Source organism: Paenibacillus tengchongensis, from assembly GCF_008973665.1.
GTDB lineage: Bacteria > Bacillota > Bacilli > Paenibacillales > Paenibacillaceae > Paenibacillus_AQ > Paenibacillus_AQ tengchongensis.
The window spans coordinates 33,981-59,103 of sequence record NZ_WACP01000016.1 but is presented as its reverse complement, the minus strand read 5'-3'; the positions used below and the strand labels follow the sequence as shown (position 1 = coordinate 59,103).

Below are 25,123 nucleotides of genomic sequence, written 5' to 3'. Positions count from 1 at the left end.
TTCTAATGAACAAGCTGGAACAATAAAAGCCTCCCGCGATCATTGCAGATCGCAAGAGGCTCTGTGCGTATATTAACATTGCCGTCTCATCTGCCAACGACCGCATCACCTATGCGGCATTGTAGGAATTAGCACCATGACATTCAGGTACAGGCTGGCATCAGCTTGTATCCAAATCGGTTGCCGGGCTTCATCGGGCCTGTCCCTCCGCCGCTCTCGATAAGAATAAATATGAAATTAATTACCGCCGCATGGAAGTAATGCAAGCCTAAGTATAGATAGTTTCCCGGTCTTTGTCAAAGGGAAGTTTTTACTGCGGCAAAGCTTTAGTGTTTGTTTGTTTTGGCCTTGCTGCGGTCCGCCGCGGAGGCCGGCCAATGCTTCAGGCTGTACCGGTAAGATGCCAGCAATGATTTGCATACCATGTCGAGTCCCTGCTGCAGATCTTCCAGGTGAGCGTCGAGGTCTTCCAGTTGGATTTTGTCATGCAGTCCTTGGTGCCGCTGCCACAGATCGTCCTGCATTTCCGCATTCATATAATGAATTTCGCTATTGCGGCGTTTACGCAGATTCTGCAGCGGGTCGCGGTAAGCATCCTTAATACGGTCCAGCTCATCAGCCAGGGGCAGATGCTCGTCCAGCAGACGGAACTGGCGAAGCACCGTAAAGTAGGAGAAGTGGGCTTTGGTCTGGGACGTGTTCAGTCCATACATCGTGTTCAGCACCGTCCCCAGCTTGTCGAGCAGCGAGAAGACACGGATAAAGCCATTTTTATAAAAATAAACATAACGCGCATACTCGCCCTGCTCCTCTACGGACATATCATCGACGGCACCGGCCTTCACCGACCGCCGGAAATGTCTGGCCGCAAACAGGCTTTGCTCCAGCTCGTCAAGCGAGCTAATCAGCCCCCTCGTCCAAATCTCCAGCTTGCGGAAATCATGGCTCTGATCCTCATGGGCATTCATTTCCTTGCGCAGCATGGATGCAGCCCTGGCCATGTGATCCATGGCCTCGGCCAGCACGCCGCTGTTGACGCGGGGATCCTCCCCCAGTAGTATCCGCAGCATGCCTGCTCCTCCTCCATTCATGGGTCCAAAACGGTGAAATCCTCAGCGGCTACTTCTGCAGAGCTCCGTAAACCTCCAGCGCCCTGTCGAGGAAATTCTCGATTTCTTCACGCGATTTACGCAGCTTGTTGACAAAGCGGACCAGCTCCCGGCCATCCGCATAAGCCACGAAGCTGGGAATGCCGAGGATGTTCTGCTCCTGGCTCACATCGCCTACTTGCTCCACGTCGACCTCGATCAGGGTAAGCCGGTCTGCATAGCTGCTTTCCACTTCCGGCATGAAGGGATCGATAAATTTGCAGTCCCCGCACCAGTCGGCTTTGAAGACAGCCACGGTCAGGCGGGAGGACTCGATTGCCGCAGCGAACTCAGCGGGGGAAGCGATTTTATTCATGAGATGGTCATTCCTTTCCTGATATATAGAGTATGAAGCCTTATTCTCCCGTACGGACGCGTGCGGGCTGCAGTCTCATCAGCGGGTTCAGCAGCTTCTGCAGCGCACGCGGATAACCGGCGATTTCCTGGCGGCTGAATACGCCAAGAACGACCAGCAGTACCAGATAAATCACCACTACAGCACCGCCCACGATGAGACAGGTGATCAGAAAGGCCAATCTGTCCGGCATCATGTGCGTGAGCAGGGTTCCCGCCTCGTTCAGGCCGTAACCGATGCCGCCAGCGGCCAGCACCGCTACGACAAAGCCGCCCCAGCGCTTGCCCATGATATCAAACGGCACGATGGTCTTCAGCATCCGCAAATTGAGATAGGTAATGACGAGGAAGCAGAGCGCCGTTGCCCCGATAATCCCGTAAATACCGAACACGCGGCTAAGCAGGAAGCTGCCCGCCAGCTTGACCAGGATTCCCGCGAACACATAATACATGGAAATCCGCGATTTGCCCATGCCGAGCAGAATCGAGTTGGTGGTCATCATCGTGATCTGGAAGATGGTCCCCAGCGTCAGCATAGCGATGATGCCGCTGCCGCCCAGATCGCTGAAGAGCAGGCCGTTCACCGAGTTTGCGGCCACTACCAAAGCAAGCACAATCGGCGTACCGGTCAGAATCGAGATGCGCAGCGCCAGCGTAACCTGCCGCTGCAGATGCTGCTCGTCCTTGCGGGCAAAAGCCGCAGAGATGATCGGGATCAGCGACGTGCTGAGCGCGATGGAGAGCACCGGCGGGATTCCTGCCACGCTCTGCGCCCGTATCCCAAAAATCCCCAGCTGGCGCGTCGCCTCGGCCAGGCCGATCTGCCCGTCGAGGAGCGGTACAATCAGTGAATTGTCAATAAAATTGACTACCGGAACGGTTACAGAGGAGAGAACAATCGGAATGGATAACGTAAAAATATCTTTATAAATGCCCAGCAGCGGAAGCTTCGCCTGGTTCCGGTCGTAAAGTGTCTGCTGCTCTTCGGAACGGCGCAGCTTCAGCGTATAGTAAAGCATAACGGCGAATGCGCCGATGCTGCCAAACACGCTGCCGAAAGAAGCGCCTGCGGCCATCCAGGTGTTATCGTGTCCTTGGCGCAGCAGGATATACGCCAGCAGAATCCCCGTCGAGACGCGGGCGATCTGTTCAATAATCTGCGAGATCCCTCCGGCCATCATATTGTTGCGGCCCTGGAAATAGCCGCGCATAATGGCAATGGTCGGAAAGAGCAGCAGCGCCGGGGCAATGGCGCGGATGGCCAGCGCACTCTCCGGCACCTTGGTAGACTCGGCATAATAAGGCGCCGCTATGTATAGAATGGCGCTCATCAGCACGCCTACGATGGCGGAGAAAATCAATGCCGCCCGGTACACCTGCTGCGCTTCATGGGGCCGGTTCAACGCATAACGTTCCGACACCATTTTGCTGAGCGTACTGGGGATACCTGCCGTAGCCAGCGGCAGCAGCATCAGATATACCGTGTTAGAAATATTAAATGAGGCATTGCCGACATCATTGAACAGATGCTCCAGCGGCACCTTCTGGGCCAACCCCAGCACGCGGGCGACGAGCGCCGCCGCGGCCAGAATCAGTGTACCTTTAACAAAAGATTCTTTCTTGGACAAACCAGTTCGCCTTCTTCACGATTTATTTAATATAGGCCGATCCAGATGAAGAAGAGGATGACCATTGCAACCTGCAGCACAATCTTGACCACCGTGCTGCTGAACAGGCCCAGGAGCGAGCCAAAGCTGACCTTGACGGCTTTACCCGGCCGGGAGCCGGCAATCATTTCTCCAACAAAGGCACCGATAAACGGACCAATAATCAGACCAAAGGCCGGAATCAGAAACGGTCCGATGATCAGGCCGATTGTGCTGCCGATCACCGAATGGCGTGAACCGCCGAATTTCTTGACTCCCCACGCCCCCACCACATAATCCGCCACGAAGAGGACGATCACAATCAGCGTCTGAACAGTCCAGAATACGAACCCGAAAGAGCTGAACGAGAAGAACCAGCCGTACACGAAAAAGGCCAGATAAATCGCCAGTGCACCCGGCAGAATCGGATATACCGCACCGGCCAGGCCAACCACAAATAACAGAATAATCAGAAACCAGCCCAGAATCGTCATTTGATTCCCTCCAACTTTTTTGTCAGGGTAACTTTATTCCGTTATACGCAAGGCATCCGTTTCCGCTTCATTTCCGGTCAGAATATACTTCCGGATCACCTCGGCGATGCCGTCTTCATTGTTCGAGGCGGTCACGACATCGGCTTCCTGCTTGACGGTCTCCTGGGCATTGCCCATCGCCACGCCGAGGCCGGCCTGCTGGATGGCCGACAGATCGTTCAGGCTGTCGCCCACTGCAACGACCTGCGACATCTCTACCCCAAGCAGCTTGCATACCTCGCGGATGCCGGATGCCTTGTTGACGCCCAGCGGATTGATCTCCAGATTCTGCGGCGAGGAGTTCGTAATCTCCAGTCCGCCCATGTCCTGCAGCCGCAGCAGCAATTGGTGGCGGATCTCATGGTCCTCGGTGGAATAGCCGAATTTCAGCCATTCCCGTCCCTCAATATTGCCGTCCCAGTTGCGCTTGTTATACACTTCGTCCACCGAATAGGCCCAGTACCATACGCCAAATTCCTGAGCCAGGTTGTACATCTGTTGAACCAGCGCCGGATCCATCAGCGAACGACGGTACAGCTCATAAGGCGCGCGCCATACCTCACTGCCGTTGACCATAATCATCGGTGTCTTCAGCCCCAGTTGTTCGGCATAGGGCATGGCGCTGCGCGAAGCGCGGCCGGTCGACAGGCAGACATGCACGCCTGCATCGACCGCTTTCTTGATCCACTCCACCGTAAGCGGAGTAATGATCTGTTCATCATTCAGCAGGGTCCCATCCATATCCAGGGCAAGCAGGCGGTATTTGGCAGTCATCTGCCATCCCTCCATTCTATGTGTTCTATCTAAAAATCCCAAGATCAGTTACCGTTGTTTGCAGCGTCCGCATTCTCCGCCTGTCCGGCTGTACCGTTCTCAGCACCGTCTGCGTTGTTCTCCAGGCTCTTCTTCGGTACCCCGTCCAGACCGTATTCCCAATCGTAAGCGTCAAAAATTTTACGCGCCACCGGTGCGGCACTGTTCGAGCCGAAGCCCCCTTCGGGGATTACTACGGCAACGGCCAGCTTCGGATTCTCCCGCGGAGCGAAGGCGATAAAGACCCCGTTGTCGGCCAGTTCCTTACGCCCCTTCACATAATACTCCTGCTGGGAGGTACCGGTCTTACGGGCAAAATCATACTCAAAATCAGAGAAGGCCGTAACGTCACTGTTCATGCCCTTCTTGATCTCCTTCCAGTAAGACTCGTCGAAGGAGGTGGCCGCATCGAGCACCTCGCGGTTAAATTCCTTGACGACGTTGCCTTCCGGGTCCGTAATCTTGCTGACGAGCTGCGGCTTGATGCGAATGCCTTCATTCGCCAGCGTTGTAGCGTACTGGGCCAGCTGCAGCACGGTGTAGCTGCCCTGCTGGCCGAAGGAGGCGTAGACCAGCGCCGCCTGGGCGCTGCCTGCGGCCTTCGTATTCGTATAGTTGATCTGTCCCAGATATTCGTTGGGCAGACCGCTTTTGGTAGATACGCCGAGCCCGAATTCCTTCATGTACTGATCCCAGATTTCAATGCCCTTGCTCTGGTACTCTTCGTACAGCTTCTTGCCGACCATATCCACCATGAACGCGTTGGACGACTTCTCAATCGCCCGCGAAGGGTCCATTAAACCGTAGACGTGCCCGGAGGAATTCCGCACGGAAGAGGCGTCATTTTTACCGAAATAGGCAATCCCTCTGTCCTGATAAGTGCTCGTCGTGCTGAAAAAGCCTTCGTTAAGCCCGATCAGCACACTGAGCGGCTTGATGGTTGAACCGAGCAGAACCGTTGAACCGAACCCGTTGCCGGACATCCCGGAGGAATACGGTGTAATTGTACCGTTCTGATAATTACCCATAATTTTGTTCCAGACTTCAGTATCCATCTTCTCTGCAGTCCACACATTGGTATCGTAGTCCGGCATGCTGGCCATCGCCACCACATTTCCGGTGTCCACTTCCATCGCGACCGCGTAGCCGGTCAATGCGTCGGGATGTGTTTTGCCCTGCACCGGATGGGTATGCAGCCAATCAATCTGGTCGAGAATCGCCTGCTCGGTCTTCATCTGAATATCCTTGTTGATCGTCATCCAGACATCGTTGCCTTTGACCGGAGGCACAACTTCCTCTACCTGCTCAGCCATATTCTGCGGATTGACCGAGATCACCTGATACCCGTTCTTGCCGCGCAGCTCACGCTGATATTGCAGCTCCAGGCCGTCATAGCCGACGAACTCGTCGTCTTTGTAATTCAGCCCCGGATCGGCATCAATCTTCTTCATGGCGTTCGCAATATTCTTGTAAATATTGAGTGTACCCGAGGACTTGAACGGCTTGATATAACCTACCGTCTGCACCGCCACCGTGTCTTTGTCATAATGACGGATGCTCTCTTCCACAATCTCAATCCCCGGATACTCCGCCTTGTGCTCCATGAAATACGCCACTTCCGCTTCGGTCAGATCCGCTTTGATCCGCCGGGCCATGAAACCGGAATATTTCTTGAAATACAGGTCCATCGAATCAATGACATCCTCTTCGGTCAGCTTCACCCCGTTCGGGTCGCCGTATTGATTGAATTCAGCCACCAGCCGGGACGCCAGCTCATTGGCATTGGCCTCGGCTTCGGGAGACAGCGTCGTCTTGCCCGTTGCTTTATCGGTAACTTTGGAGGTGTATTGCGTAGTCAATGTAATGTACAAAGACTGTACCGGGGTCGAATAGGCAATCGGTTCTCCGCCGGCCGCCTTGATTTCTCCGCGGACCGCCGCGAGCGGCACGTTCTTGGTGTCACGGCTCGTCTCCACTTCCGTAAGCGTAGGGCCTTCGACAAACTGTAAGACGGCAAGACGGATGATAATGACACAGAAGATCAGAAACGTGCCGAAAAAGAACACGTTGATCCGCAGGCCTAAAGTGCTCTTGGTGCTGTTCTCCTCTGTGGGTGCGGCCTGCTTGCGGAAAAGACTCACTGCTTTCACTCCTTGTCTTAGTTGTTATTGTTCCGTTTCGGCTGTATCCGGAGATGCCGGCAGATTCTTCTTCGGGATGCCGTCCAGACCGTATTCCCAGTCATAGGCGTCGAAGATCTTACGTGCGACCGGAGCGGCACTGTTCGAACCGAAGCCGCCCTCGGGGATGATGACCGCTACAGCCAGCTTAGGCTCCTCGCGGGGCGCATAGGCAATGAACACTCCGTTGTCCCGTACAGCTTTGCCCGCGATCATTTCCGAGGTGCCGGTCTTGCGCGCGAAATCGTAAGGGAAGTCCTCAAAGGCGCTGACCTTTGTGTTCATCCCCTGTTTGATTACTTTCCAATAGGCGGAGGCAAATTCGATCCGGTCCAGTACTTCACGGCCGAACGCCTGCACTGTCTTGCCTTTGCTGTCCGTAATTCTGCTGACCAGCTGCGGCTTGATGCGTTCGCCCTCGTTGGCCAGCGTCGCTGTATACTGGGCCAATTGCAGCGCCGTGTATCCGCCTTTCTGGCCGAAGGAAGCATGGACCAGCGCCGCCTGGGAGCTTCCTGCCTCCTCAATCTTAAGATGATCGCGGATTCCGCTCTTCTCCCCGGGCAGCCCGCTTCCGGTGGTGATGCCGAGGCCGAAGGCTTTCATATATTGATCCCAGATTTCCACGCCCGCATCGCCGTACTTCCGGAACATCGGATTGCCGACCATATCGACCATGAACGTATTGGAGGATTCCTGAATGGCTTTCGCCGGGCTCAGGGGACCTGTCCCGTGACCGCTGGCATTGCGCACGGAAGAGTTGTTGTCCCTGCCGAAATAAGCAATCCCTTTATCCGGATAGGTGTACGTCGTCCCGAAGAAGCCCTCCTTCAGCCCGATCAGTACGCTTAGCGGCTTAATGGTGGAGCCCATATATATGATCGAGCCCAGACCGTTCCCCGATCTTCCCGAGGTCGTATCCGTAATGGTGCCATTCAAATAATTATTCATAATTTTATTCCATACTTTGGGGTCCAGTGTGCCGGACGACCATATATTCGTGTCGTAATCCGGCATGCTCGCCATGGCGACGATGTTTCCTGTATCGACTTCCATCGCTACGGCATAACCCGTGAGTGCATCGGGATGGGTCTTTCCCTGCACCGGATGCGTATGCAGCCAATCGATCTGGTCCAGAATGGCCTGCTCGGTCTTCAACTGAATACTCTTGTTGATGGTCAGCCAGATATCGTTGCCCTTAACGGGAGGTACGGATTCCAGTACCTCCTCCGCCATATTCTGCGGGGTGACCGAAACGGTCTGATAGCCGTTCTTGCCGCGCAGCTCCCGCTGGTACTGCCGCTCCAGCCCGTCGAAGCCGACAAATTCATCCTCTTTATAGACCAGGCCGGGATCGGCGTCCTGCTTCTTCATCGCACTGCGGATATTCTGATACATCGCCAGCTCTTCGGTCGATTTGAAGAGCTTGACGTACCCGACAGTCTGCACGGCCACCGTATCCTTGTCGTAATGCCTTGTGGATTCCTCAACGATGGTCAAGCCCGGATATTGCTCCTTGTGCTCCATGAAGTAGGCGACCTCTTTGTTGGAGAGGCCGGCTTTGATCCGGCGCGGGACATAGCCGAGCGAGGTGCGGAAATTCAGATCAAGCGCATCAATAACATCCGCAGATGTCATCTGTACACCTGCAGGGTCCCCGTACTTTCCGAACACTTCGGCCAGACGGCCGGCCAGCGATTGCGTATTGGCCACCGCTGCGGCGGTGAATTCATATTGATTCGTTTCTTTATTCTTCGCCTTGGCGGTATATTCTGAAGTCAGCGTAATATAAAGCGATTGAACCGGTGTAGAATAAGCCAGCCTCTCCCCGGCGGCGGCATAGATGACGCCGCGGCTCGCCGACAAAGGCACCGTCTTAGTCTCCCTGCTGACCTCTTCTTCCGATAAAGTCGGTCCTTCGACAAATTGAATAACAGCCAGACGGACAATGATGACGCAGAAAATCGTAAAGGTGCCGAAGAAAAACAAATTGACGCGCAGCGCAAGCGAGCCGCGGCCCGCCGCCTGGTCCGGCTGAGACCCCGGATGATCGAACCATTTCACAGGCAATTCGCTCCTAATAAATCAAAGTAAGCGTGCCTTCCTTCAATTCATGTTCCCTCTCACCGCTGCCGGAAGTTACGCTTTATCATAGTGCTGATGACTCCCGGAATTCTGCATACACGCAGCGAACGGGATCATCAGTTATTGTACCATATCGGCCAAGGCTTGCGCCTGTTTGTCACAGCACGTTCTCTTTCACATGGGTTTCGGCAAAATCCTGATTATTGAACCAGTCTCCGCTGCCCGCCCAGGTGGCGTCCAGCGGAATCCACTTCTCTTTCTCGCTTAGATACACTTCGTTCCAGGCATGCGCCCCAGAGCCCCCTTGACCGTCATAGCCCAGCCCCGTAACAACGCGGACCTGCAATCCTTGCGAACGGGCCATGACCGCATAAAGCCGGGCGTAATCGATGCAGACGCCCAGCTTCGTATCGAATGTGTCCTGAGGCGACTGCTCCTTCCAGACCCGGTTCTGCACATAGTTCTCGGCCTTGTCATAATCATAGGCAATCCGCGACCCGACCCAGTCGTACAGCAGCCGCGCTTTCTCCTCGTCGCTTCCCGCCGCGCCGGCGATATCAGCCGCCGCCCCTTCAATATCGGGCGAAATCGCATGGTCAATGACTTCATATTTGCGCCGGAGAATGTCATTCATCTCCGCGCTGACGGCTTCAGTCAGTACGGGCAGCTTCCCCCGTACCTGTTCGGCCCCCAGCGGCTCGAACACCGCTGCCGCACTCTGGCGGTACAGCGGCGAGGACTCCACATAGCGGCTGAAGCCGCTGTCCGGATTCAGCGCTACGCCCAAGTACAGGATAAACACCAGGACCAACCCCCGGACAAGCCCGATGCCGAAGCCGATAACCGCTCCGCTCAGGCGGCTGGCCGGCGTGATTCTCCGCTCGCCCCAGCCCTTTGAGCGGCGGGGCAAAGACAGCGGCAGCAGCATGAGCAGAAGCCCGAGTATGAGACGGATCAGCAGGTAGGCCAGCAGCAGGATCAGCAGAAACCGCACGACCGGTGATCCTGCAAGTACGGACACAGCCGTATAGTAGACCTGCTGCCAGCCGCTCAGCGTTTCGTCCGGAAGCTGCACGCCTTCGGCCCAGCTCCCGGCCGCCGGTGACATATACACTGCGGCCGGAACGGCCAGGGCCAGCGAAGCCGCGGCAAGCAGGCCGCTGCCCAGCAGGCCGAACAACCCTCCAGCCGCCCGGGCGAACCCCCGGCTCCAGCCCTGCACCAGCGAGAAGAGCACGACAAGCAGCAGGATGATGGTGATTACGTCAATTTCTCCAATGCTGTCCATCCAGCGGTTCAGCATGTCTTCTCCTCCTTTTCCAGCTTCTAGCTGCAGAACTTACAGTTAACTTCCGGCTCCGTTCTTGCGGGCCTCATCAATAAAAGCCTTGGTCGTATCGGTTACGCTCCATTGTCCGAGACTGACGCCGCGGAAGATGACCTCCACCTTATCGTTGCCCGCAGCGCCCTTCACTTCCAGATTTGGCGTTGTAATGGTATAGGTGCCGTCTCCGGCCGAGGTATACTTCGCTTCCTTCGCTTCACTGAGCATCATCTCCTGGGCTTCGCTCTTCAGTGTGTTTACCGTGCTGTCCGTCACTTTATTCACAGCGTCCCCGATCTGCTCCATCGTTACACCGCTGTAGATGAACAGACCGGCGACAATGACGATGACAATCGCCCATTTCAATACGGTTTTGACCAGATTAATTACGGCAAAAAGCAGTACGAGAGCAATTACGATGACCAGCCAGTTCTCTCTGATAAACTGCGACCAAACTTCCGGATCCATCAAATTCATAACACCCCTGTCGTTAATTTCATCAACCAAGAGACCGCCAGTCTCTTAAGACTTCAATACTATCATTATTATACATGAATGACTTCTTTAATAAACTCGGGGACCTATTCTGCAATATTAAATATAAATGGGTATAAGCCCCCAAAAGTTCACGTACAGTACAAGTAGGCCTGTATCACCCATAATCCCTAAGCGCCTGCCTGTTGCGCGAAGCGCAGGCGGCCGGCCATTTCGGAGGTGTATCCCGTGAAGACTGCATTATGGCTGTACCTGTTTCTCTTTCTCGCTTTCTTCGATCTGCATGCACAGTACCCCATTCTGACGCCGTTCGCCATCTCTCTGGGGGCAGGGCCGGCGTTTATCGGCTGGATGATGGGCATGTATTCACTGACCCATCTTCCGGGCAATCTCATGGCCGGCGTCCTTGTCGACAAGAACGGCAGCCGCCGCTACATTGTCTTCTCGCTGGTGGCAGCCGGCTGTATTCTGCTGCTGCAGGCACATGCGCAGCTCCCGTGGCATCTGCTGCTGCTGCGGGCGGCCAGCGGCTTTGCGCTCGCTTTCCTCTCGCCGGCCTGCATGACGCTGCTGGCCTCGCTCTCCTCCGACCCGGCGACCCAGGGCAAATATATGTCCGGCCACGGCATCATCCACACGCTGGCCTCGGTCGTCTCGCCCGCCGCCGGCGCCTTCATCGTGCACCGGGCCGGATATTCCGGCACCTTCGCCACGCTCGGCTGGCTGCTGATCGCCACCGGTGTCATGGCCTTCTTCAGCGTCCCGCGCCACGCTGCCGCCGGAGTGAAGCTGAAGAAAGCGGAGCCACCGCAGGAGCAGCCCGGCACCCTGGAGCCCGCCTCTCTTCGCGTGTCCAAACGTTACTTTCTGCTGCCTTTCTTCGTTTCCTGCTCTCAAGGGGTGCTGTTCTTCGAGCTGCCGCTCTCCCAGGGCGCTGACGGAATCGTCTCGACCGGCATTCTGCTCTCGCTGATGAGCATTGGCGCACTGGTAACGCTCAGCCTGCTCTTTCTGAACCGCCTGGCACCCGGCGTACGCATCACCTTTGCGCTGCTCGCCATGGCGCTGCTCTTCTTCGCGCTCGCCGCCTGGGAGGCAATTCCCGCAAGCATTCTGCTGTTTCTGCTGGGCGCGGCCAAAGGAGTGCTCTTTCCGGCGATGGCCTCACTCTTCATCAGCCTGGGAGGCAGCGGGAAGATGGGGCGCATCTTCTCGTTCCAGTCGATCGCCATGTCGCTGGGTGCCTTTGCCGGTCCCGTCATCGCCGGACAGCTGCGGCAAAGCGTCTCCCCCTACTTCATCGCCTTTGTGCTGCTGATGACCGCCCTGCTGCTGCTTCCGCCAAAAAGCACCGGCCATGCTCCGCGTTATCACGCCGATTTGAACAGCCATGCCGCATGACAGCTGTGAAATAACCTTACAGACCGAAAGCTCAGCGCTTGCAGCCTGAATCACCTGTGCTCCCAGAGCATGGGTGATTTTTTTAATCCGCGAACATATCCGTTTACGACATTTCCCGGGGAATGATGACAACGCAGCTCCGCTGTTAATTCCGGAGTATATTAGATAAAATAACTATAAGCCAGACCAGCAATGGACGAAGCGAAGTTGCAGCCCTGCATAAATCAATATCACACAAACACGCGGAGGTGACGGAAGATGTCCATTACAATCATCGTCGAAGGCAAAAACGACCGCAGCCGGCTGCGCCGACTGCTGACGGATGAGGTCGAGATTCTGTGCACATTCGGAACATTAAACACACTGAAGCTGGATTCGCTGCGGCGCAAGATCGGTGACAGCGAGGTATACCTCTATATGGATAACGACAGCTCCGGCAAGAAAATCCGCGGCGTACTAAGCGATGCCTTTCCTGATGCCGTTCACATCTATACCAGACGGGGATATGCGGGCGTCGAAGGTACTCCGGATGAATACAACATAACCCAGTTAGAAAAAGCGGGGCTGGAGGAGTTCATCATTTACCCTGCACCCTCCCCCTTTATGGAGCGCTAGCCATGATTCACCAAAAAAAACGCCTAGACGCCCAAGCCTGAAAGCGGCTGGAGCGGCAAGGCGTTCGTTCTGTAAAGCTTAACCAGCTTAACCGTGAATGGTGTTGAGTACAAGCACGATCAAACTGACGGTCAGGTAATTAATGGAGAAGAAGAAATTTTTCTTGGCCCAGGCGTCGTCATCCTTCGCCTTGAAGCCGGACACCGTCAGATACAGCCAAGCCAGTGACAGCGCCGCCGAGATCACCAGGTAAAAGATTCCGGCATAATCATACATGTACATCAGCACCGGAACCGGCAGCAGCAGTGCCACATACGGAATCATCTGCAGCTTCGTGCGGCGCACGCCTTTGACGACCGGCAGCAGCGGGAAACCCGCAGCCCGGTATTCTTCCTTACGCCGGATGCCGAGCGCCCAGAAGTGCGGCGGCTGCCACAGGAAGAGCATCGCGAACAGCAGCCAGGCCCCCAGGTCGACCCGGCCGGTAACGGCTACATACCCGATGACCGGAGGCATCGCGCCGGAAATGGCACCGACCGAGGTGCTCCACGTTGAGGTCCGTTTTAGCCAGAGCGTATAAATTACGACGTATACTAACATGCCGACAATGCCGAAGAGGCCGGCCAGCACACCCGAGAAAGCGAACAACACGCCCAGACCGGCAATGCCCAGGACGATGGCGTAGATCAGCACCGTTCCCGGTTTCAGTCTTCCCGTAGGAAGTCCGCGCTCGCGGGTCCGTTCCATTTTCATATCCAGATCGCGGTCAAAATAATTGTTAAACACACAGGCCGAAGCCATCACAAGCATCGTTCCGAGCAGGGTAAGGAGTAATTTGCCGTAATTGACATCCCACCCTGAAGCTACCCAATACCCCGCAAATGCGGCAATCAGATTGGACCGGATAATTCCCGGCTTAGCCACCGTAATAAAATCGCGCCAGCTCGCACCTTCCGGCGATTTGGCTGACATGGATGCGGAATCGGAAGAAGCATGATAACTGATTTGATTGTCCACGTTCACTGTTCCTCCTTCAAGAGACTTCTTAACGTTCCGCCAGAGCCGGAATACCGGCTTGAAACGAAAATTCGATTAAAATTCCCGTTCGCTGTTAACTTTATCATATCAAAATCGAAAAACCTTTGACAATCATTGACCTTAATGTTCATCATTTTGACAATTACGTGACGACAATTCATTGACGAATCCATTAATAACTCCATGCAAATTTGGGTAGTAATTAATAGAGAACTTCCGTACAAAGGAGATCTGACCATGGATACCGCTACACATTTCGTTATGGGCCTTGGCCTCGCCGGACTTTCCAGCGTCGATCCCGCCGTCGCTGCAGAACCCCGGCTCGCCGCAGCGGTACTGGTCGCCACGGTGCTGGCCTCTCAGGCGCCGGACGCCGACACGGCGCTGCGGCTGAAGAAGAACAACGCGCTGTATATCCGTAATCACCGGGGAATTACCCATTCCCTGCCATTCCTGGTGCTGTGGCCGCTATTGATTACCGCCGTCATCGGACCACTGTTCGGCTTCCTCGGCCCGGACCCGCTGAGCCATATCGCACTGTGGAGCTTTATCGGCGTGGCCGTGCATGTCTTCAGCGACCTGTTCAACACTTACGGCACACAGGCGGCCAGGCCTTTCACAGAGAAATGGATCGCCTGGAACATTATTCACATTTTTGACCCCTTTATCTTCGGAAGCCATGCTGCGGCCCTTATTCTCTGGGTCACCGGCCTGGCGCCCCCGGCGCCTATCTTCATTACGCTTTACGCCGGCATTGTCGCTTATTATGTCTGGCGGACGTTCGTGCATGCACAGATTACGCGCAATCTCCGCAAGAAGGATGTGCACCATGAGGCCGGGGACCGTTATCAGGTCATCCCGACGATCTCGCCGACGCGCTGGAATGTCGTTAAGGCGAAGCCGGACGGCAGCTATAATATCGGGTTCTTAAACAACGGGCGATTGGAGTGGTTCAAGCATGCGGTATGCTCTACCCATCCTGCCGTCGAGCACTCCAAGGCCCATCCCGACATTCAGGCCTTTCTATATTTCACATCGTACGCCGTGGCCGAAGTTGAGGAATTGCCCTCCGGTTATATTGTACGCTGGGGAGATGTCCGTTATTTACACCGCAAGCAATTCCCTTTTGTCGCCGTGCTGGCAATGGACCACAGCTATCATCCGCTCGGTTCATATGTAGGGTGGCTCAGCAGCGAGAAGCTGGATGAACGCTTTGCGGTTGATCCAAGCCCGCAATGATGGACTTGACGGCTGTCCCCTGATACGGCACAATCACTATAAAGCGTTTACATCCTGCCTTGCAGGCAAAGAACCCGGAGCGCTGACAAGCGCTTCCGGGTTCTTGTTGTGGATGAAAAACCGCCAGCAGAAAGGAAGAATGCCGCATGGGCAAGGGTCTCTCGCTTTGGTTTGCCGTTTCTTCAATTGCACTGCTTACCGCAGCTTCCATCTCCATCAGCTTCAATATCTGGCTGGTCCTGCTGTTCAGCCTGCTGTGCGTGCTCAATATCGGCTGGGGCTTTATTCTTAAAGCCCGGCTAAGACGCAAGCGGGAAGACGGCGCAGGACAGAAGGCTTAACGCAGCGGCAGGAACCCCATCCGTTCCTTGACGCCCGCCAGCGTTGCAGAAGCAACGCTGCGGGCCTGCTCTGCGCCCTGGGCCAGGATATCCGGCAGCGTGCCGGAGCTGCGGATTTCACGGTATCTCTCCTGAATCGGCTCGAGCGTCGAAACGAGCAGCTCGCCGAGGTTCTTCTTGAATCCACCGTACATCTGGCCTTCGTATTGATCGGCGATTCTCTGCAGGGTCATTCCCGAGCATTCGGCATAAATGCTCATCAGATTACTGATTTCAGGCTTGTTCGCCGGATCGTAGACAACTTCGCGGCCGGAGTCGGTTGTAGCCCGGCTGATCTTTTTGCGGATGACATCCGGCGGATCAAGCAGCGCAATGTAGCTCCCGGCGTTCGGATTGCTCTTGCTCATCTTCTTGCTGGCGTCATCCAACGACATGATCCGTGCGCCTACCTGCGGGATATACGGCTCCGGCACTGTGAAGAATTCACCGAACCGGTGGTTGAACCGTGCCGCCAGATCGCGGGTTAATTCCAGATGCTGCTTCTGATCTTCGCCGACCGGCACCAGATCTGCATTATAGACGAGAATGTCCGCCGCCATCAGCGAAGGGTAGACGAACAGTCCTGCTCCAACGGAATCCTTGCCGGAGGATTTGTCTTTGAATTGGGTCATCCGCTCCAGCTCACCCATGGCTGTCAGCGTCGTCAGCATCCAGCCAAGCTCCGCATGCTGCGGAACATGGGACTGCATGTATACGCGTGCCACCTTGGGATCGATGCCGGCTGCAAGATACAGCGCGGCCACGGCTTCGGAATTCTCGCGCAGTGCAGCCGGGTCCTGGGCGACTGTGATGGCATGCAGGTCCACCACCATGAAATAACATTCATATTCCTTTTGCAGCTTGACGAAATTTTTAATGGCTCCGATATAGTTGCCAAGCGTCAGCGAGCCGCTCGGCTGGATACCGGACAATACCTTTTTAGTCATGTTAAACCCCTCCATCGTTCTCTTTCACCGAATCCATGACAACAACAAAAAGGCCACACATCCGCAAGGGACGTGTGACCGTGGTGCCACCCTCATTCGCTGATTCATCGTGATTTTCCATAGAAAATTTACTATGATCAGCCTTGGCTTCCGTAACGGGGAAGTGCCGGCCGGTCTACCGGACTGAAAGCTCAAGTCCTGTTCAACTCGGCGCTCAAGGGTCCATTCAGTCAAGATACGCTGCTTGGCTCGCATCCTCCGCCAGCTTTCTGAAAGCGCATTCCCCACTTACTTGTCCCTGTCATCACGTTGACATGATTGGTTGCACTAATCATATGATGTTACACGGGTTGTTGTCAAATCGGATGTTCCCGCAAGCGGAAAATCTGTTATGATTGATTATATTTCATGGGTTGATCCGCAGCAGTTCAAGTAACATAAAAGGAGCATGAAATTTATGAAACAGGTGACTAAAGGACGCTGGAACGGTTATGATACATACATTTTGCATAGCCAGGAGCTTGAAGTCACGCTTTTGCCGCGGCTTGGCAACAATGTGATCGCGCTCCGCGATCTCCTCCAGGAGCGGGACATCCTCCGTTCGCCCGAGGAGAGCGAGCTCGAGTATTATACTGCGAAGCCGTACCACTTCGGCATTCCGCTGCTGATCCCCCCCGGACGTCTCCGCCAGGGGAGCTTCAGCTATGAGGGAGCAGACTATCAGTTCACGCCGAATTCAGGCGCCCATCACATCCACGGCCTGCACCGGACACAAGGCTGGTGTGTCAGCGATATTGAAGAGGACGAGGAGGGCTGTGCGGTTGTCACCGAATTTCTGACAGAGAATGATCCCGGCTGGATGGAGCAATTTCCTGTGCCGCTGAAGCTGGAAATGTCGTTCCGGCTGCAGAATTCGTCACTCAAGCAGACGCTGAAGGTGACTCACCTGGGCGGTACCCGCGTACCCTTCGGCATCGGCTACCACAGCTGGTTTAATATTGACGGGCAGCCTGAACGCTGGCAGCTGATTCTTCCGGCCCAAGGTGTCTATGAGCTGGATAACGACCTGCTGCCGAGCGGACGCCTGCTGCCGCTTGGCCCGCTGGAGTCCCTGAATGGCGGCATGCCCCTGCAAGGTGCCGATCTCGATACCATCCTGCGGATTGCCGAGAGCAGTCCGGCGGAAGCCGTTATGCTGCGTGAGGACGGATATGGTCTGCGTTATTCGGCCGACAAGGATTACTTCCGCCACTGGGTGGTCTATACGAAAGGGACAGCCGACCGTTTCCTGTGCATTGAGCCCTATACCTGGCTGCCGGATGCCCCCAATCTCCCCGGGGATGCCTCCTTTACAGGGCTGATCCCCTTGGATCCGGGACAGACGGTAGTACTGCGCACCTCTATCGACCTGATCTATCCGCAGCCCTGAAGGATGCCTATAATTACCACCCTTCAAAACTTCCGAACCCGTGCATGAAATCTTCCGTACGCGCCCATACTATCTTCACAACGGGCGAAGGAGGTGACAAACATGGGTCAAGCAGGTCAATCCGGTCGTAGCAGCCGTTCTAATAACCTGGTCGTTCCCCAAGCAACAGCAGCGTTGCAACAGCTGAAATTTGAAGCAGCGCAGGAGCTTGGCGTAACCATCCCGCAAGACGGTTATTACGGCAACTACACTTCCCGCGAGACTGGTTCTCTGGGGGGTTATATCACCAAACGTCTTGTACAGCTGGCTGAACAGCAACTCTCCGGCCGCGTACAGTAGCCTGATCTTTTAACCGATTTGTATCCGCCGGACGTTCACCCGGCGGAGTAGTTTTCCCGCCCGCACAGTGCTTTTCTACGGAAAAGTGCCGCGCGGGTTTTTGCTTTTGGCAGAGAATCATGATTTATATAACTGTTCCGGACCCTCGGATATCTGTGATTGACGCGGGTAGCGGATCATCAGATTGGCCATATTGTAATTGGACTCCAGTGTGGCATCGACCATAACCATACCCTGGCGGAGGGCAAAATCGTAGGCGATCTCCCCGTGGGTCCAGCGGCGTTTGTAGTTTAGGCTCTCCAGCGCCATGAGGCGAAAAGCAGACTGCTGCTCCGGGCTAAGCCCGTTTTTGTCTTCAGTAAAGGTGCCGCTGCGTCCTCTGAGCGGATTATGGCGAATGCCGAACTTGCCGATGGCATTGTTGCGGATTTGTATGAATACAGTGCCCGAGGTCAGGCCGGACAACTCCTCCTGCAGTTCCTTGAATACCAGATCGATCTGTCTTGCCAATGATAGCTGTTCCGTACTTAACATGAGCTTCCTCCTAAAGGGTTCGAGTTTCTTTAAGGTACAGGGTAGTATGTATGCATTTAAACGATGCCGGTCAATAACGGCGAGCATATATATGTAAGGCTTAAGACTCATTATAGAAGACTCGGTTTTCTCATTCAACATTATTCAACATAATTGGGTTCTTATTACTATATATGCGTAATTTTCATGTTAAAATCTCAACTTTTTACATATCTATCGACCGTAATCGACATATAAGACCATAAAAAAAGCTCCCATCGGGAGCTTTTTGCGCGTTAATACCAATTATTCACAGGATAAGCCGGACCAATGTTTTAAGCATTTGTCTCAGTTTTGACAAATTTCTCAGGCGTACTCCTTCGTCATCTCCAAGAATTCTTCAATATCTTTAACAATCAGTTTCACCGCTCCCTGCCAGAATTCCGGCTGGCCCAGATCGACTCCAAGATGCTTCTGGACGAGATCCTCCAGCGTCATCACCCCTGTATCGCGCAACAGCTGATCGTATTTCTCGGCAAAAGAAGACCCTTCCTGCAGCGCCAGACGGTACAAGCCCGTGCTGAACATGTATCCCACGGTATACGGGAAGTTGTAGAACGGCACATCGGTGCTGTAGAAATGCAGCTTGGCAGCCCAGAAATGCGGATGGTATTCGGAGAGCACTCCGCAGAACGCTTCCTTCTGCGCTTCCACCATCAGCTCGGACAATTCGCCGGCATTCAGCAGGCCCTGCTTCCGCTTCTCGTAGAACCGGGTTTCGAACAGGAAGCGGGCATGAATGTTCATAAAGAACGCTACGCTGTTCTGGATCTTCACTTCCAGCAAGGCCAGCTTTTCTTCCGGAGTCACAGCGGCCTTGACCTGGGCATCGGCGACAATCATCTCCGCGAACGTTGACGCCGTCTCGGCCACGTTCATGGCATAATTCTGGTTAAAGTACGGCTGGTCATCCAGCAAATAGGAATGATATGCATGGCCAAGCTCATGCGCCAGTGTCGAAACATTGGACGGCGTACCGCTGTAGGTCATAAAAATGCGCGATTCCTTGCTTTCCGGAAAGGAAACGCAGAATCCGCCGGGACGTTTGCCCGGACGGTCTTCAACCTCAATCCAGTTGTTGTCGAAAGCATGCTCGGCAAATTCCGCCATCTTAGGACTGAACTTGCGGAATTGTGCAATAATGTCGTTCGCCGCCTGATCATAGGAGATTTTGCCGGAAGTCTGGCCGACAGGCGCTTCGACATCTACCCAGGCCAGCGATTCCAGTCCCAGCACCTTGGCCTTGCGCTGCAGATAAGCGACCAGATGAGGCTTGCTGTCAGTGATCACCTTCCACATCACATCCAGCGTCTGACGCGACATCCGGTTGATCGCCAGCGGCTCCTTCAGCACATCTCCCCAGCCCCGGGCGTTGTACAGCTTGATCCGGAATCCGGCAAGATGATTAAGGGTGTCTGCACAATAATCAGCTGCCGCCCCCCAGGCTTCTTCCCATTTACGGAACATCTCCCGCCGTACGGCTGCATCCGGGTTATCCAGTGTATTGAAGGCTTGGCCGACAGACAGCATCCGCGTGCCGTCCTCGTCCTCATACGGAATCTGAATGCCGCCGACGATGGTATCGTAATGTTCCCCCCAGGCGTGATATCCGTCTACGGCCAGCTCAAGCGCCAGACTCTCCAGCTCGGGACTCAGCTTCTCCCGGGCCATGGCACGGCTCTCACTGAGCACGAAGGCAATCGGGGCAATTTCCGGACGGGCCATCCAGACGTTCCAGACATCATCCGCCGTCTGAGCCAGGACATTGTCGAATTTAGAGCTGATGCCCTGATAGGCCGCCCGCATACCGTTAACTTTGGAAGATAGCCGCACGGCCCCCTTGTCCTGCTGGTCCTGCGCTCCAAGACAGCCGGTAAATTCAGCAGCCTGGATCAGTCGTGCGGCACAGCTTTGCAGCAGCTCCAACGTGGCGTCCAGCGCTGAAGTCTCTTCTCCGCTCAGCGGAGGGGTACTGACTTCAACGCGGCTCCGTAAGGTCTCCAGATCGTTCTCCAGCTTCAGCAGAAACTCGGCAAGCTGCGGAGAAGCGGAGCCCCCCGCAAAGATAGAATCAAGATCCCAGGTAAGCGATAAAGATGATTTCATACAGTTTACACTCCTTCAAAATCAACGTGGGTTTACTTTGTAATTGTCATGCAGCCATGGTAAAGTAGTTGGCAGAAACACTCTAGCACCAATCCGTTAAAGGAGGGCATTACAAGTGGGTCCACTGAAAATTTCCCCTGAAACAGCCATAACCTTGTCCAAACAGCTTGGCGTTCCTCTGGAACACCTGATGCATATGCCTCAACACATACTGCTGCAGAAAATTGCCGAATTGTCGAAGAAGGAAGGCACAGGAGAGGACAGCAACGCCGGAACGCCCGGAACTGCCCGGGAAGAAGAATGATTCCTTTCAGTCATGCCTGGCCTTATGACCAATTTCAAGGGGACCTGTATGTACAGTATTGCCCCTTCTGCAGTAAGGAACATGTACTGCTGCCCATGAAACCGCAAGAGCTGAAGAGCGTACGGGAAGGCAAGAAGAAGCTGCTCGTCTTCCCGTGCTGCGGAGCCAGTCTGAGCGTCATCGACAGCGACGGGGATTATTTGCTGTTCGACCGCGCCGTACGCTAGGTGCAGCATCGATCCCCTCTCCGCCGTAAAGCGCGGGCCGAGATTATTCTCTGCCCGCGCTTTGTTTTTGTTACACGTTTCTTTCGGTTCACCGGCTCTCTATACAGGCAGCCCTTCCGGACCGGCATCGTCGCCGCGCATCTGTTCCCGCAGGACCGTCCATTGCTCCCTTGCGCCCCGGATCATTGCGGCGTCTGTAATCCGCTGGTCGTTGACCACCCGGGAGAACCAGCGCACAGCATCGTTAAATTCTCCGACGCGCCGGCTCAGCTCCCCGATCAGAAACATCAGGCGTGCATCGTTTCCGCCCAGCAGGTCCGTTTCAAAGACCCGGATATACTCCTCCAGCGCGTAGCGAAGGAAGCGCTGCTCCTGCTGCGTATTACCAGTGTAACGGTACATCCAGGCGATATGGTGAAGAATCGAGGCAAGGATACGCTCCTTATCGTTGATGCTTTGCGCACAGATCAGCGCCAGCTTGTACGTCTCCAGCGCCGCAGCCCAGTCGCGCTTGCCGCCGAAATCACGCGAAACCCAGCGCTTTCCGACCTGCTCAAAAAAACCCTGGCGCTGCACTTCGCTCAGCTTGTCGGCTGAATTCTCTGTAGAGGCAAAGCCGCAATTCGGACAGACCCGCACAACATAATAGTCTGGGTTCTCATCCTTGTAATAGGAACAGAAATCGGCATCGCGGCGGATCGCCTTTTTGAGGCTTGGCCGTACCCGTGAGGTTGTAAATTCAGACTCGCAAATGCTGCATGTGACTTTAATCGAGTAGAGCGGTACTAATTCTGGCAAATGCCTTCATCCTTTCAAAGGGCGGATTCCGTTCTACCCCTCGTTCGTGTTGACAAAATGATGCGCCGGTCCCGAAAGGCGGTTAAGCACCACGGAGCGCAGAGGCTCAGCGATTCCGGTGTCCTCCAGCGCTTCACGCATGCAGGCCAGCCATTCCTCCGCACGCTCCGGTGTGATGGGGACATGCATATGCCTGGCCCGCATCATCGGATGTCCATGCTGTTCCGAAAAGAGTGCAGGCCCGCCGAAGAACTGGCTCAAGAATTGATACTGCTTCTCCATAACAGGAGTAATATCGGCCGGGAACAGCGGCCCTAGCCCCGGGTGACGCTGCACTTTGGCATAGAAGGTCTCCACCAGACGGGTTAACCCTTCCGCTCCCCCCAGGTTGACATACAGGCTCTCGTTAGGATTCATCGGTTATCCCCAGCTTCCATACATATTTGCGGTTCTACTTTATTTATTATACACAAAATATCCCCCGGAATCTTGTAGCCCCGTAAAGTGATGTTCAGGACAAGGCGGACAAAACAAAAAAGCGCTGAACAGAAAGTTTCAGCGCTTTAAGCTTATTAATAGGTCCGGAATTCCTCATCACCGGGCGGGACGAGCGAGGACCGGATGACATATACAAAAGCACAAACCAGAACTCCGGCAACAACACTCATCACCATCACTCCATCCCTGTTTTATTCCTAAAAAAAGGTGTGCGTTATATACATCCATCATACCATAAATACCGCAAAAATACAGTGATTCCTGCAAGCGGTTTCTCCTTTTTTTTGACATATCAGAAAGTATATATTCGGGGTCCCCGCAAAGTACCTGAGTCAGCTTCCATGTAAAAGCTCCACTTTGTGGGGTTATTTTGTGCTGTTTGTCCTATATGCCGCATAACCTAGTGGCATAGACCGGGAGGCGTTGTCCATGTCCTTGAAGAAATGTGCCGGCCTGCTGCTGGGTGCCGGATTTGCCTGCTGTATGCTGCTGATGCTGTTCCATCCGGGAAGCTCTCTTGCTGCCGCTCTGCGCGGATTATCCATCTGGTGGGATGTTCTGTTTCCTTCGCTGTTCCCATTCTTCGTCATCTCGGAACTGATGCTGGGCTTCGGTGTAGTCCATCTGCTGGGCGCCCTGCTCGACCCGCTCATGCGTCCGCTCTTTAATATCCCCGGCACCGGGGGCTTTGTTGCAGCCATGGGGTATGTGTCGGGATATCCTGTAGGCGCCCGGCTGACCGCGAAGCTGCGCGAGCAGGGAATGATCAGCAGAGTGGAAGGTGAGCGGCTGGTTGCTGCCACCACTTCCTCCGATCCGATCTTTCTGCTGGGAGCCGTATCGGTCGGATTCTTCCGCGATGCTTCGCTGGGCCTGACGCTGGCCCTCGCCCATTACGGCGGCGGCCTTATCGTCGGGCTCCTGATGGCCTTTCATGGCCGGCGGGACGATGCGGAAGAGAAAGCCAAGGGACAGCAGCAGTCCGCAGTATCTGCCGAAGGCGGGCGGCTGCGCACCGCGCTCCGCGCAATGGCCGAGGCACGGGCCAAGGACGGCCGCAGTCTCGGCGAATTGCTCAGAGGGGCGGTGCAATCTTCGCTGCAGCTTATTATTGTCGTAGGCGGACTGGTTGTATTCTTCAATGTACTGATGGAGCTGCTGGCCCGCACTGGCATCCTGACCGTGCTCTTCGGAGGGATCGCTCAGGTGCTTCCTTTGGCCGGAATTCCGCCGGAGCTGTCAGCGGCGCTGGGCAGCGGTCTGTTCGAGGTCACGATCGGCGCGCGCTCCGCCGGAGGTGCGGCGCTGTCGATACCGCTGGAATACAAAGCAGCGGCTGCTGCCTTCATCCTGTCCTGGGGCGGCCTGTCTGTGCACGCCCAGGTGGCCAGCATCCTGAATGGAACCGGGCTCCGCTACTGGCCGTTTCTGGCAGCACGCCTGGTCCACGCTCTTCTGGCGGGGGGCCTGCTGCTGCTGCTCTGGAAGCCGCTGCGTTCCATGGACGCCCTGCAGGGCCCATGGAACGCCCTGCCCGCAGCCGCCGGTCTGTCCCCGGCAGCCGGCTTGGCCGCCGGCCTGGGGCTGCTGGCAGTGCTGCTGGCAGCGGCGATGCTGCTGGCCCTGTTCGCCGCCGCACTCCGCGGTGCCGACAAGGCCGGGCGGCGCTAGGCTGCCCCAACTTCATTTTTGAGCAGTTAAAATATTGTGTTCCGCTTCAAGATTGATTATGATCGGTGTATCACAGAAAGTACAAAGGGGCTTGGCACATCTTGAGATATTATGTTCTGGACCGCGGTGACGAGCTGTCCATCTCGCTTGCGGAGCAATTCCACCGGCTTGCGGCAAAGCGCAATCTGCAGCTGGATGCCGAGTCTCCGCAAATTGTCATATCCATCGGCGGCGACGGGACAATGCTGCATGCTTTTCATACCTTTATCGATCAAATTCCCAATCTGGCGTTCGTCGGTGTCCATACCGGCCACCTGGGCTTCTATGCCGACTGGCAGGCGGAAGAGCTCCCGACGCTGGTCGATTATATTTGCGGGGTGAACGACCTGGGGCCGCATAAGCCGCGAATGGTGAAATACCCGCTGCTCGAGCTTGAGATCCACAAGAAATCCGGTTCTTCCTCCCATATCGCACTGAATGAATTCACGCTCAAGGGCGTGGACGGCACTGTTGTGATTCAAGTCGATATCAACGATGTGACCTTCGAGATGTTCCGGGGCGACGGCCTGTGCATTTCGACACCGTCGGGAAGCACCGCCTACAACAAGAGTCTGGGCGGAGCGATGGTGCACCCTACCATCGAGGCGCTGCAGATTGCCGAAATCGCTTCGATTAATAACCGGGTATTCCGTACAATGGGTTCACCGCTGCTGCTGCCGAAGCACCACCATTGCGATATCTTCTCGCGCAAGGAGCAACGGCTGCTGCTCACCGTCGATCATAACAACATATCTGTCGATGATCTGGTCTCCGTGCGCTGCCAGGTATCCGACAAAAAAATAACCTTCGCCAGATACCGGCCTTTTCCGTTCTGGAGCCGCGTCCGCGAAGCTTTTCTGATCTAGGCCATGTCCATGCGGGGATGATTTTTCGTTCCCGTTTTTCTTTTCCTCATTTTTACATATCACAGGCTTGCCGCT

General features: G+C 55.1%; 25 protein-coding genes and 1 riboswitch. Of the genes, 10 read left to right on the top strand and 15 right to left on the bottom strand.

Annotated features, from left to right (window positions below):
- Nucleotides 1–83 precede the first annotated feature (83 nt).
- Nucleotides 84–226: riboswitch (SAM riboswitch) on the bottom strand.
- Between the two features lie 100 nt (nucleotides 227–326).
- From F1381_RS23115 to F1381_RS23075, 9 genes are all read right to left on the bottom strand, one after another.
- The gene (locus F1381_RS23115) at nucleotides 327–1,070 is read right to left on the bottom strand and encodes a Cthe_2314 family HEPN domain-containing protein (RefSeq protein WP_151737203.1); all 744 of its coding nucleotides are present in this window, start codon (nucleotides 1,068–1,070) and stop codon (nucleotides 327–329) included.
- 49 nt (nucleotides 1,071–1,119) lie between these two features.
- Nucleotides 1,120–1,464: a thioredoxin family protein gene (locus tag F1381_RS23110; protein WP_151737202.1), complete on the bottom strand. Its 345-nt coding sequence runs from the start codon at nucleotides 1,462–1,464 to the stop codon at nucleotides 1,120–1,122.
- 40 nt (nucleotides 1,465–1,504) lie between these two features.
- Complete coding sequence (locus F1381_RS23105; protein ID WP_151737201.1) at nucleotides 1,505–3,130, bottom strand: putative polysaccharide biosynthesis protein; 1,626 nt, start codon at nucleotides 3,128–3,130, stop codon at nucleotides 1,505–1,507.
- Nucleotides 3,131–3,156: 26 nt separating this feature from the next.
- Nucleotides 3,157–3,642 (bottom strand): DUF456 domain-containing protein, encoded by a 486-nt coding sequence (locus tag F1381_RS23100; protein ID WP_151737200.1) that lies wholly within the window; start codon nucleotides 3,640–3,642, stop codon nucleotides 3,157–3,159.
- Between the two features lie 33 nt (nucleotides 3,643–3,675).
- Complete coding sequence (locus tag F1381_RS23095) at nucleotides 3,676–4,455, bottom strand: Cof-type HAD-IIB family hydrolase (protein ID WP_151737199.1); 780 nt, start codon at nucleotides 4,453–4,455, stop codon at nucleotides 3,676–3,678.
- A gap of 44 nt (nucleotides 4,456–4,499) precedes the next feature.
- Nucleotides 4,500–6,635 carry a peptidoglycan D,D-transpeptidase FtsI family protein gene (locus F1381_RS23090; RefSeq protein ID WP_151737198.1) on the bottom strand — a complete coding sequence of 712 codons (2,136 nt, stop codon included), beginning with the start codon at nucleotides 6,633–6,635 and terminating at the stop codon, nucleotides 4,500–4,502.
- A 24-nt stretch (nucleotides 6,636–6,659) separates the two neighbouring features.
- Entirely contained in the window at nucleotides 6,660–8,738 is a 2,079-nt protein-coding gene (locus F1381_RS23085; protein WP_151737197.1) for a peptidoglycan D,D-transpeptidase FtsI family protein, read from the bottom strand.
- 178 nt (nucleotides 8,739–8,916) lie between these two features.
- Nucleotides 8,917–10,062, bottom strand: coding sequence for a transglutaminase domain-containing protein (locus tag F1381_RS23080; RefSeq protein ID WP_151737196.1), 1,146 nt, complete (start codon nucleotides 10,060–10,062; stop codon nucleotides 8,917–8,919).
- 42 nt (nucleotides 10,063–10,104) lie between these two features.
- Nucleotides 10,105–10,551, bottom strand: a complete 447-nt coding sequence (locus tag F1381_RS23075) for a hypothetical protein (protein WP_151737195.1) — start codon at nucleotides 10,549–10,551, stop codon at nucleotides 10,105–10,107.
- 255 nt (nucleotides 10,552–10,806) lie between these two features.
- On the opposite strand from F1381_RS23075, the gene F1381_RS23070 reads away from it, so the two are divergent.
- Both F1381_RS23070 and F1381_RS23065 read left to right on the top strand, forming a co-directional pair.
- Complete coding sequence (locus F1381_RS23070) at nucleotides 10,807–11,979, top strand: MFS transporter (protein WP_151737194.1); 1,173 nt, start codon at nucleotides 10,807–10,809, stop codon at nucleotides 11,977–11,979.
- Between the two features lie 258 nt (nucleotides 11,980–12,237).
- Complete coding sequence (locus F1381_RS23065; protein ID WP_151737193.1) at nucleotides 12,238–12,594, top strand: toprim domain-containing protein; 357 nt, start codon at nucleotides 12,238–12,240, stop codon at nucleotides 12,592–12,594.
- Between the two features lie 87 nt (nucleotides 12,595–12,681).
- Here F1381_RS23065 and cyoE read toward each other — a convergent pair whose 3' ends face one another.
- Nucleotides 12,682–13,611, bottom strand: coding sequence for a heme o synthase (cyoE, locus tag F1381_RS23060; protein WP_151737192.1), 930 nt, complete (start codon nucleotides 13,609–13,611; stop codon nucleotides 12,682–12,684).
- 258 nt (nucleotides 13,612–13,869) lie between these two features.
- Between cyoE and F1381_RS23055 the strand changes: the two genes are divergently transcribed.
- Together F1381_RS23055 and F1381_RS23050 are read left to right on the top strand one after the other, a co-directional pair.
- The gene (locus F1381_RS23055; RefSeq protein WP_151737191.1) at nucleotides 13,870–14,871 is read left to right on the top strand and encodes a metal-dependent hydrolase; all 1,002 of its coding nucleotides are present in this window, start codon (nucleotides 13,870–13,872) and stop codon (nucleotides 14,869–14,871) included.
- Nucleotides 14,872–15,017: 146 nt separating this feature from the next.
- Nucleotides 15,018–15,212, top strand: coding sequence for a DUF5325 family protein (locus F1381_RS23050; RefSeq protein WP_151737190.1), 195 nt, complete (start codon nucleotides 15,018–15,020; stop codon nucleotides 15,210–15,212).
- Here the strand turns inward: F1381_RS23050 and trpS are convergent.
- Nucleotides 15,209–16,198 carry a tryptophan--tRNA ligase gene (gene trpS / locus F1381_RS23045; protein ID WP_151737189.1) on the bottom strand — a complete coding sequence of 330 codons (990 nt, stop codon included), beginning with the start codon at nucleotides 16,196–16,198 and terminating at the stop codon, nucleotides 15,209–15,211. The genes F1381_RS23050 and trpS overlap by 4 nt on opposite strands.
- A gap of 457 nt (nucleotides 16,199–16,655) precedes the next feature.
- Between trpS and F1381_RS23040 the strand changes: the two genes are divergently transcribed.
- Together F1381_RS23040 and F1381_RS23035 are read left to right on the top strand one after the other, a co-directional pair.
- Nucleotides 16,656–17,627 carry an aldose 1-epimerase gene (locus tag F1381_RS23040; protein ID WP_151737188.1) on the top strand — a complete coding sequence of 324 codons (972 nt, stop codon included), beginning with the start codon at nucleotides 16,656–16,658 and terminating at the stop codon, nucleotides 17,625–17,627.
- A gap of 102 nt (nucleotides 17,628–17,729) precedes the next feature.
- Nucleotides 17,730–17,966, top strand: a complete 237-nt coding sequence (locus F1381_RS23035) for an alpha/beta-type small acid-soluble spore protein (RefSeq protein WP_150268944.1) — start codon at nucleotides 17,730–17,732, stop codon at nucleotides 17,964–17,966.
- Nucleotides 17,967–18,083: 117 nt separating this feature from the next.
- Here F1381_RS23035 and F1381_RS23030 read toward each other — a convergent pair whose 3' ends face one another.
- Together F1381_RS23030 and F1381_RS23025 are read right to left on the bottom strand one after the other, a co-directional pair.
- A complete protein-coding gene (locus F1381_RS23030; RefSeq protein WP_151737187.1) occupies nucleotides 18,084–18,500 on the bottom strand; it encodes an O-methyltransferase in 417 nt (138 codons plus the stop codon).
- Nucleotides 18,501–18,845: 345 nt separating this feature from the next.
- The gene (locus F1381_RS23025) at nucleotides 18,846–20,645 is read right to left on the bottom strand and encodes a M3 family oligoendopeptidase (protein WP_151737186.1); all 1,800 of its coding nucleotides are present in this window, start codon (nucleotides 20,643–20,645) and stop codon (nucleotides 18,846–18,848) included.
- A 115-nt stretch (nucleotides 20,646–20,760) separates the two neighbouring features.
- Here F1381_RS23025 and F1381_RS23020 point away from each other — a divergent pair, with 115 nt between their 5' ends.
- Complete coding sequence (locus tag F1381_RS23020; protein WP_151737185.1) at nucleotides 20,761–20,949, top strand: YycC family protein; 189 nt, start codon at nucleotides 20,761–20,763, stop codon at nucleotides 20,947–20,949.
- Nucleotides 20,946–21,176: a hypothetical protein gene (locus tag F1381_RS23015; RefSeq protein ID WP_151737184.1), complete on the top strand. Its 231-nt coding sequence runs from the start codon at nucleotides 20,946–20,948 to the stop codon at nucleotides 21,174–21,176. Before F1381_RS23020 ends, F1381_RS23015 begins: the two co-directional genes overlap by 4 nt.
- 99 nt (nucleotides 21,177–21,275) lie before the next feature.
- Here the strand turns inward: F1381_RS23015 and F1381_RS23010 are convergent, their stop codons facing one another.
- Both F1381_RS23010 and F1381_RS23005 read right to left on the bottom strand, forming a co-directional pair.
- On the bottom strand, nucleotides 21,276–21,974 hold the full coding sequence (locus F1381_RS23010; protein ID WP_151737183.1) for a DUF2225 domain-containing protein: 699 nt from the start codon (nucleotides 21,972–21,974) through the stop codon (nucleotides 21,276–21,278).
- Nucleotides 21,975–22,007: 33 nt separating this feature from the next.
- Nucleotides 22,008–22,391 (bottom strand): globin domain-containing protein, encoded by a 384-nt coding sequence (locus F1381_RS23005; protein ID WP_151737182.1) that lies wholly within the window; start codon nucleotides 22,389–22,391, stop codon nucleotides 22,008–22,010.
- Between the two features lie 510 nt (nucleotides 22,392–22,901).
- Here F1381_RS23005 and ylbJ point away from each other — a divergent pair.
- Both ylbJ and F1381_RS22995 read left to right on the top strand, forming a co-directional pair.
- The gene (ylbJ, locus tag F1381_RS23000; RefSeq protein ID WP_151737181.1) at nucleotides 22,902–24,143 is read left to right on the top strand and encodes a sporulation integral membrane protein YlbJ; all 1,242 of its coding nucleotides are present in this window, start codon (nucleotides 22,902–22,904) and stop codon (nucleotides 24,141–24,143) included.
- A gap of 101 nt (nucleotides 24,144–24,244) precedes the next feature.
- On the top strand, nucleotides 24,245–25,048 hold the full coding sequence (locus F1381_RS22995) for an NAD kinase (RefSeq protein WP_151737180.1): 804 nt from the start codon (nucleotides 24,245–24,247) through the stop codon (nucleotides 25,046–25,048).
- Nucleotides 25,049–25,123: the final 75 nt, after the last annotated feature.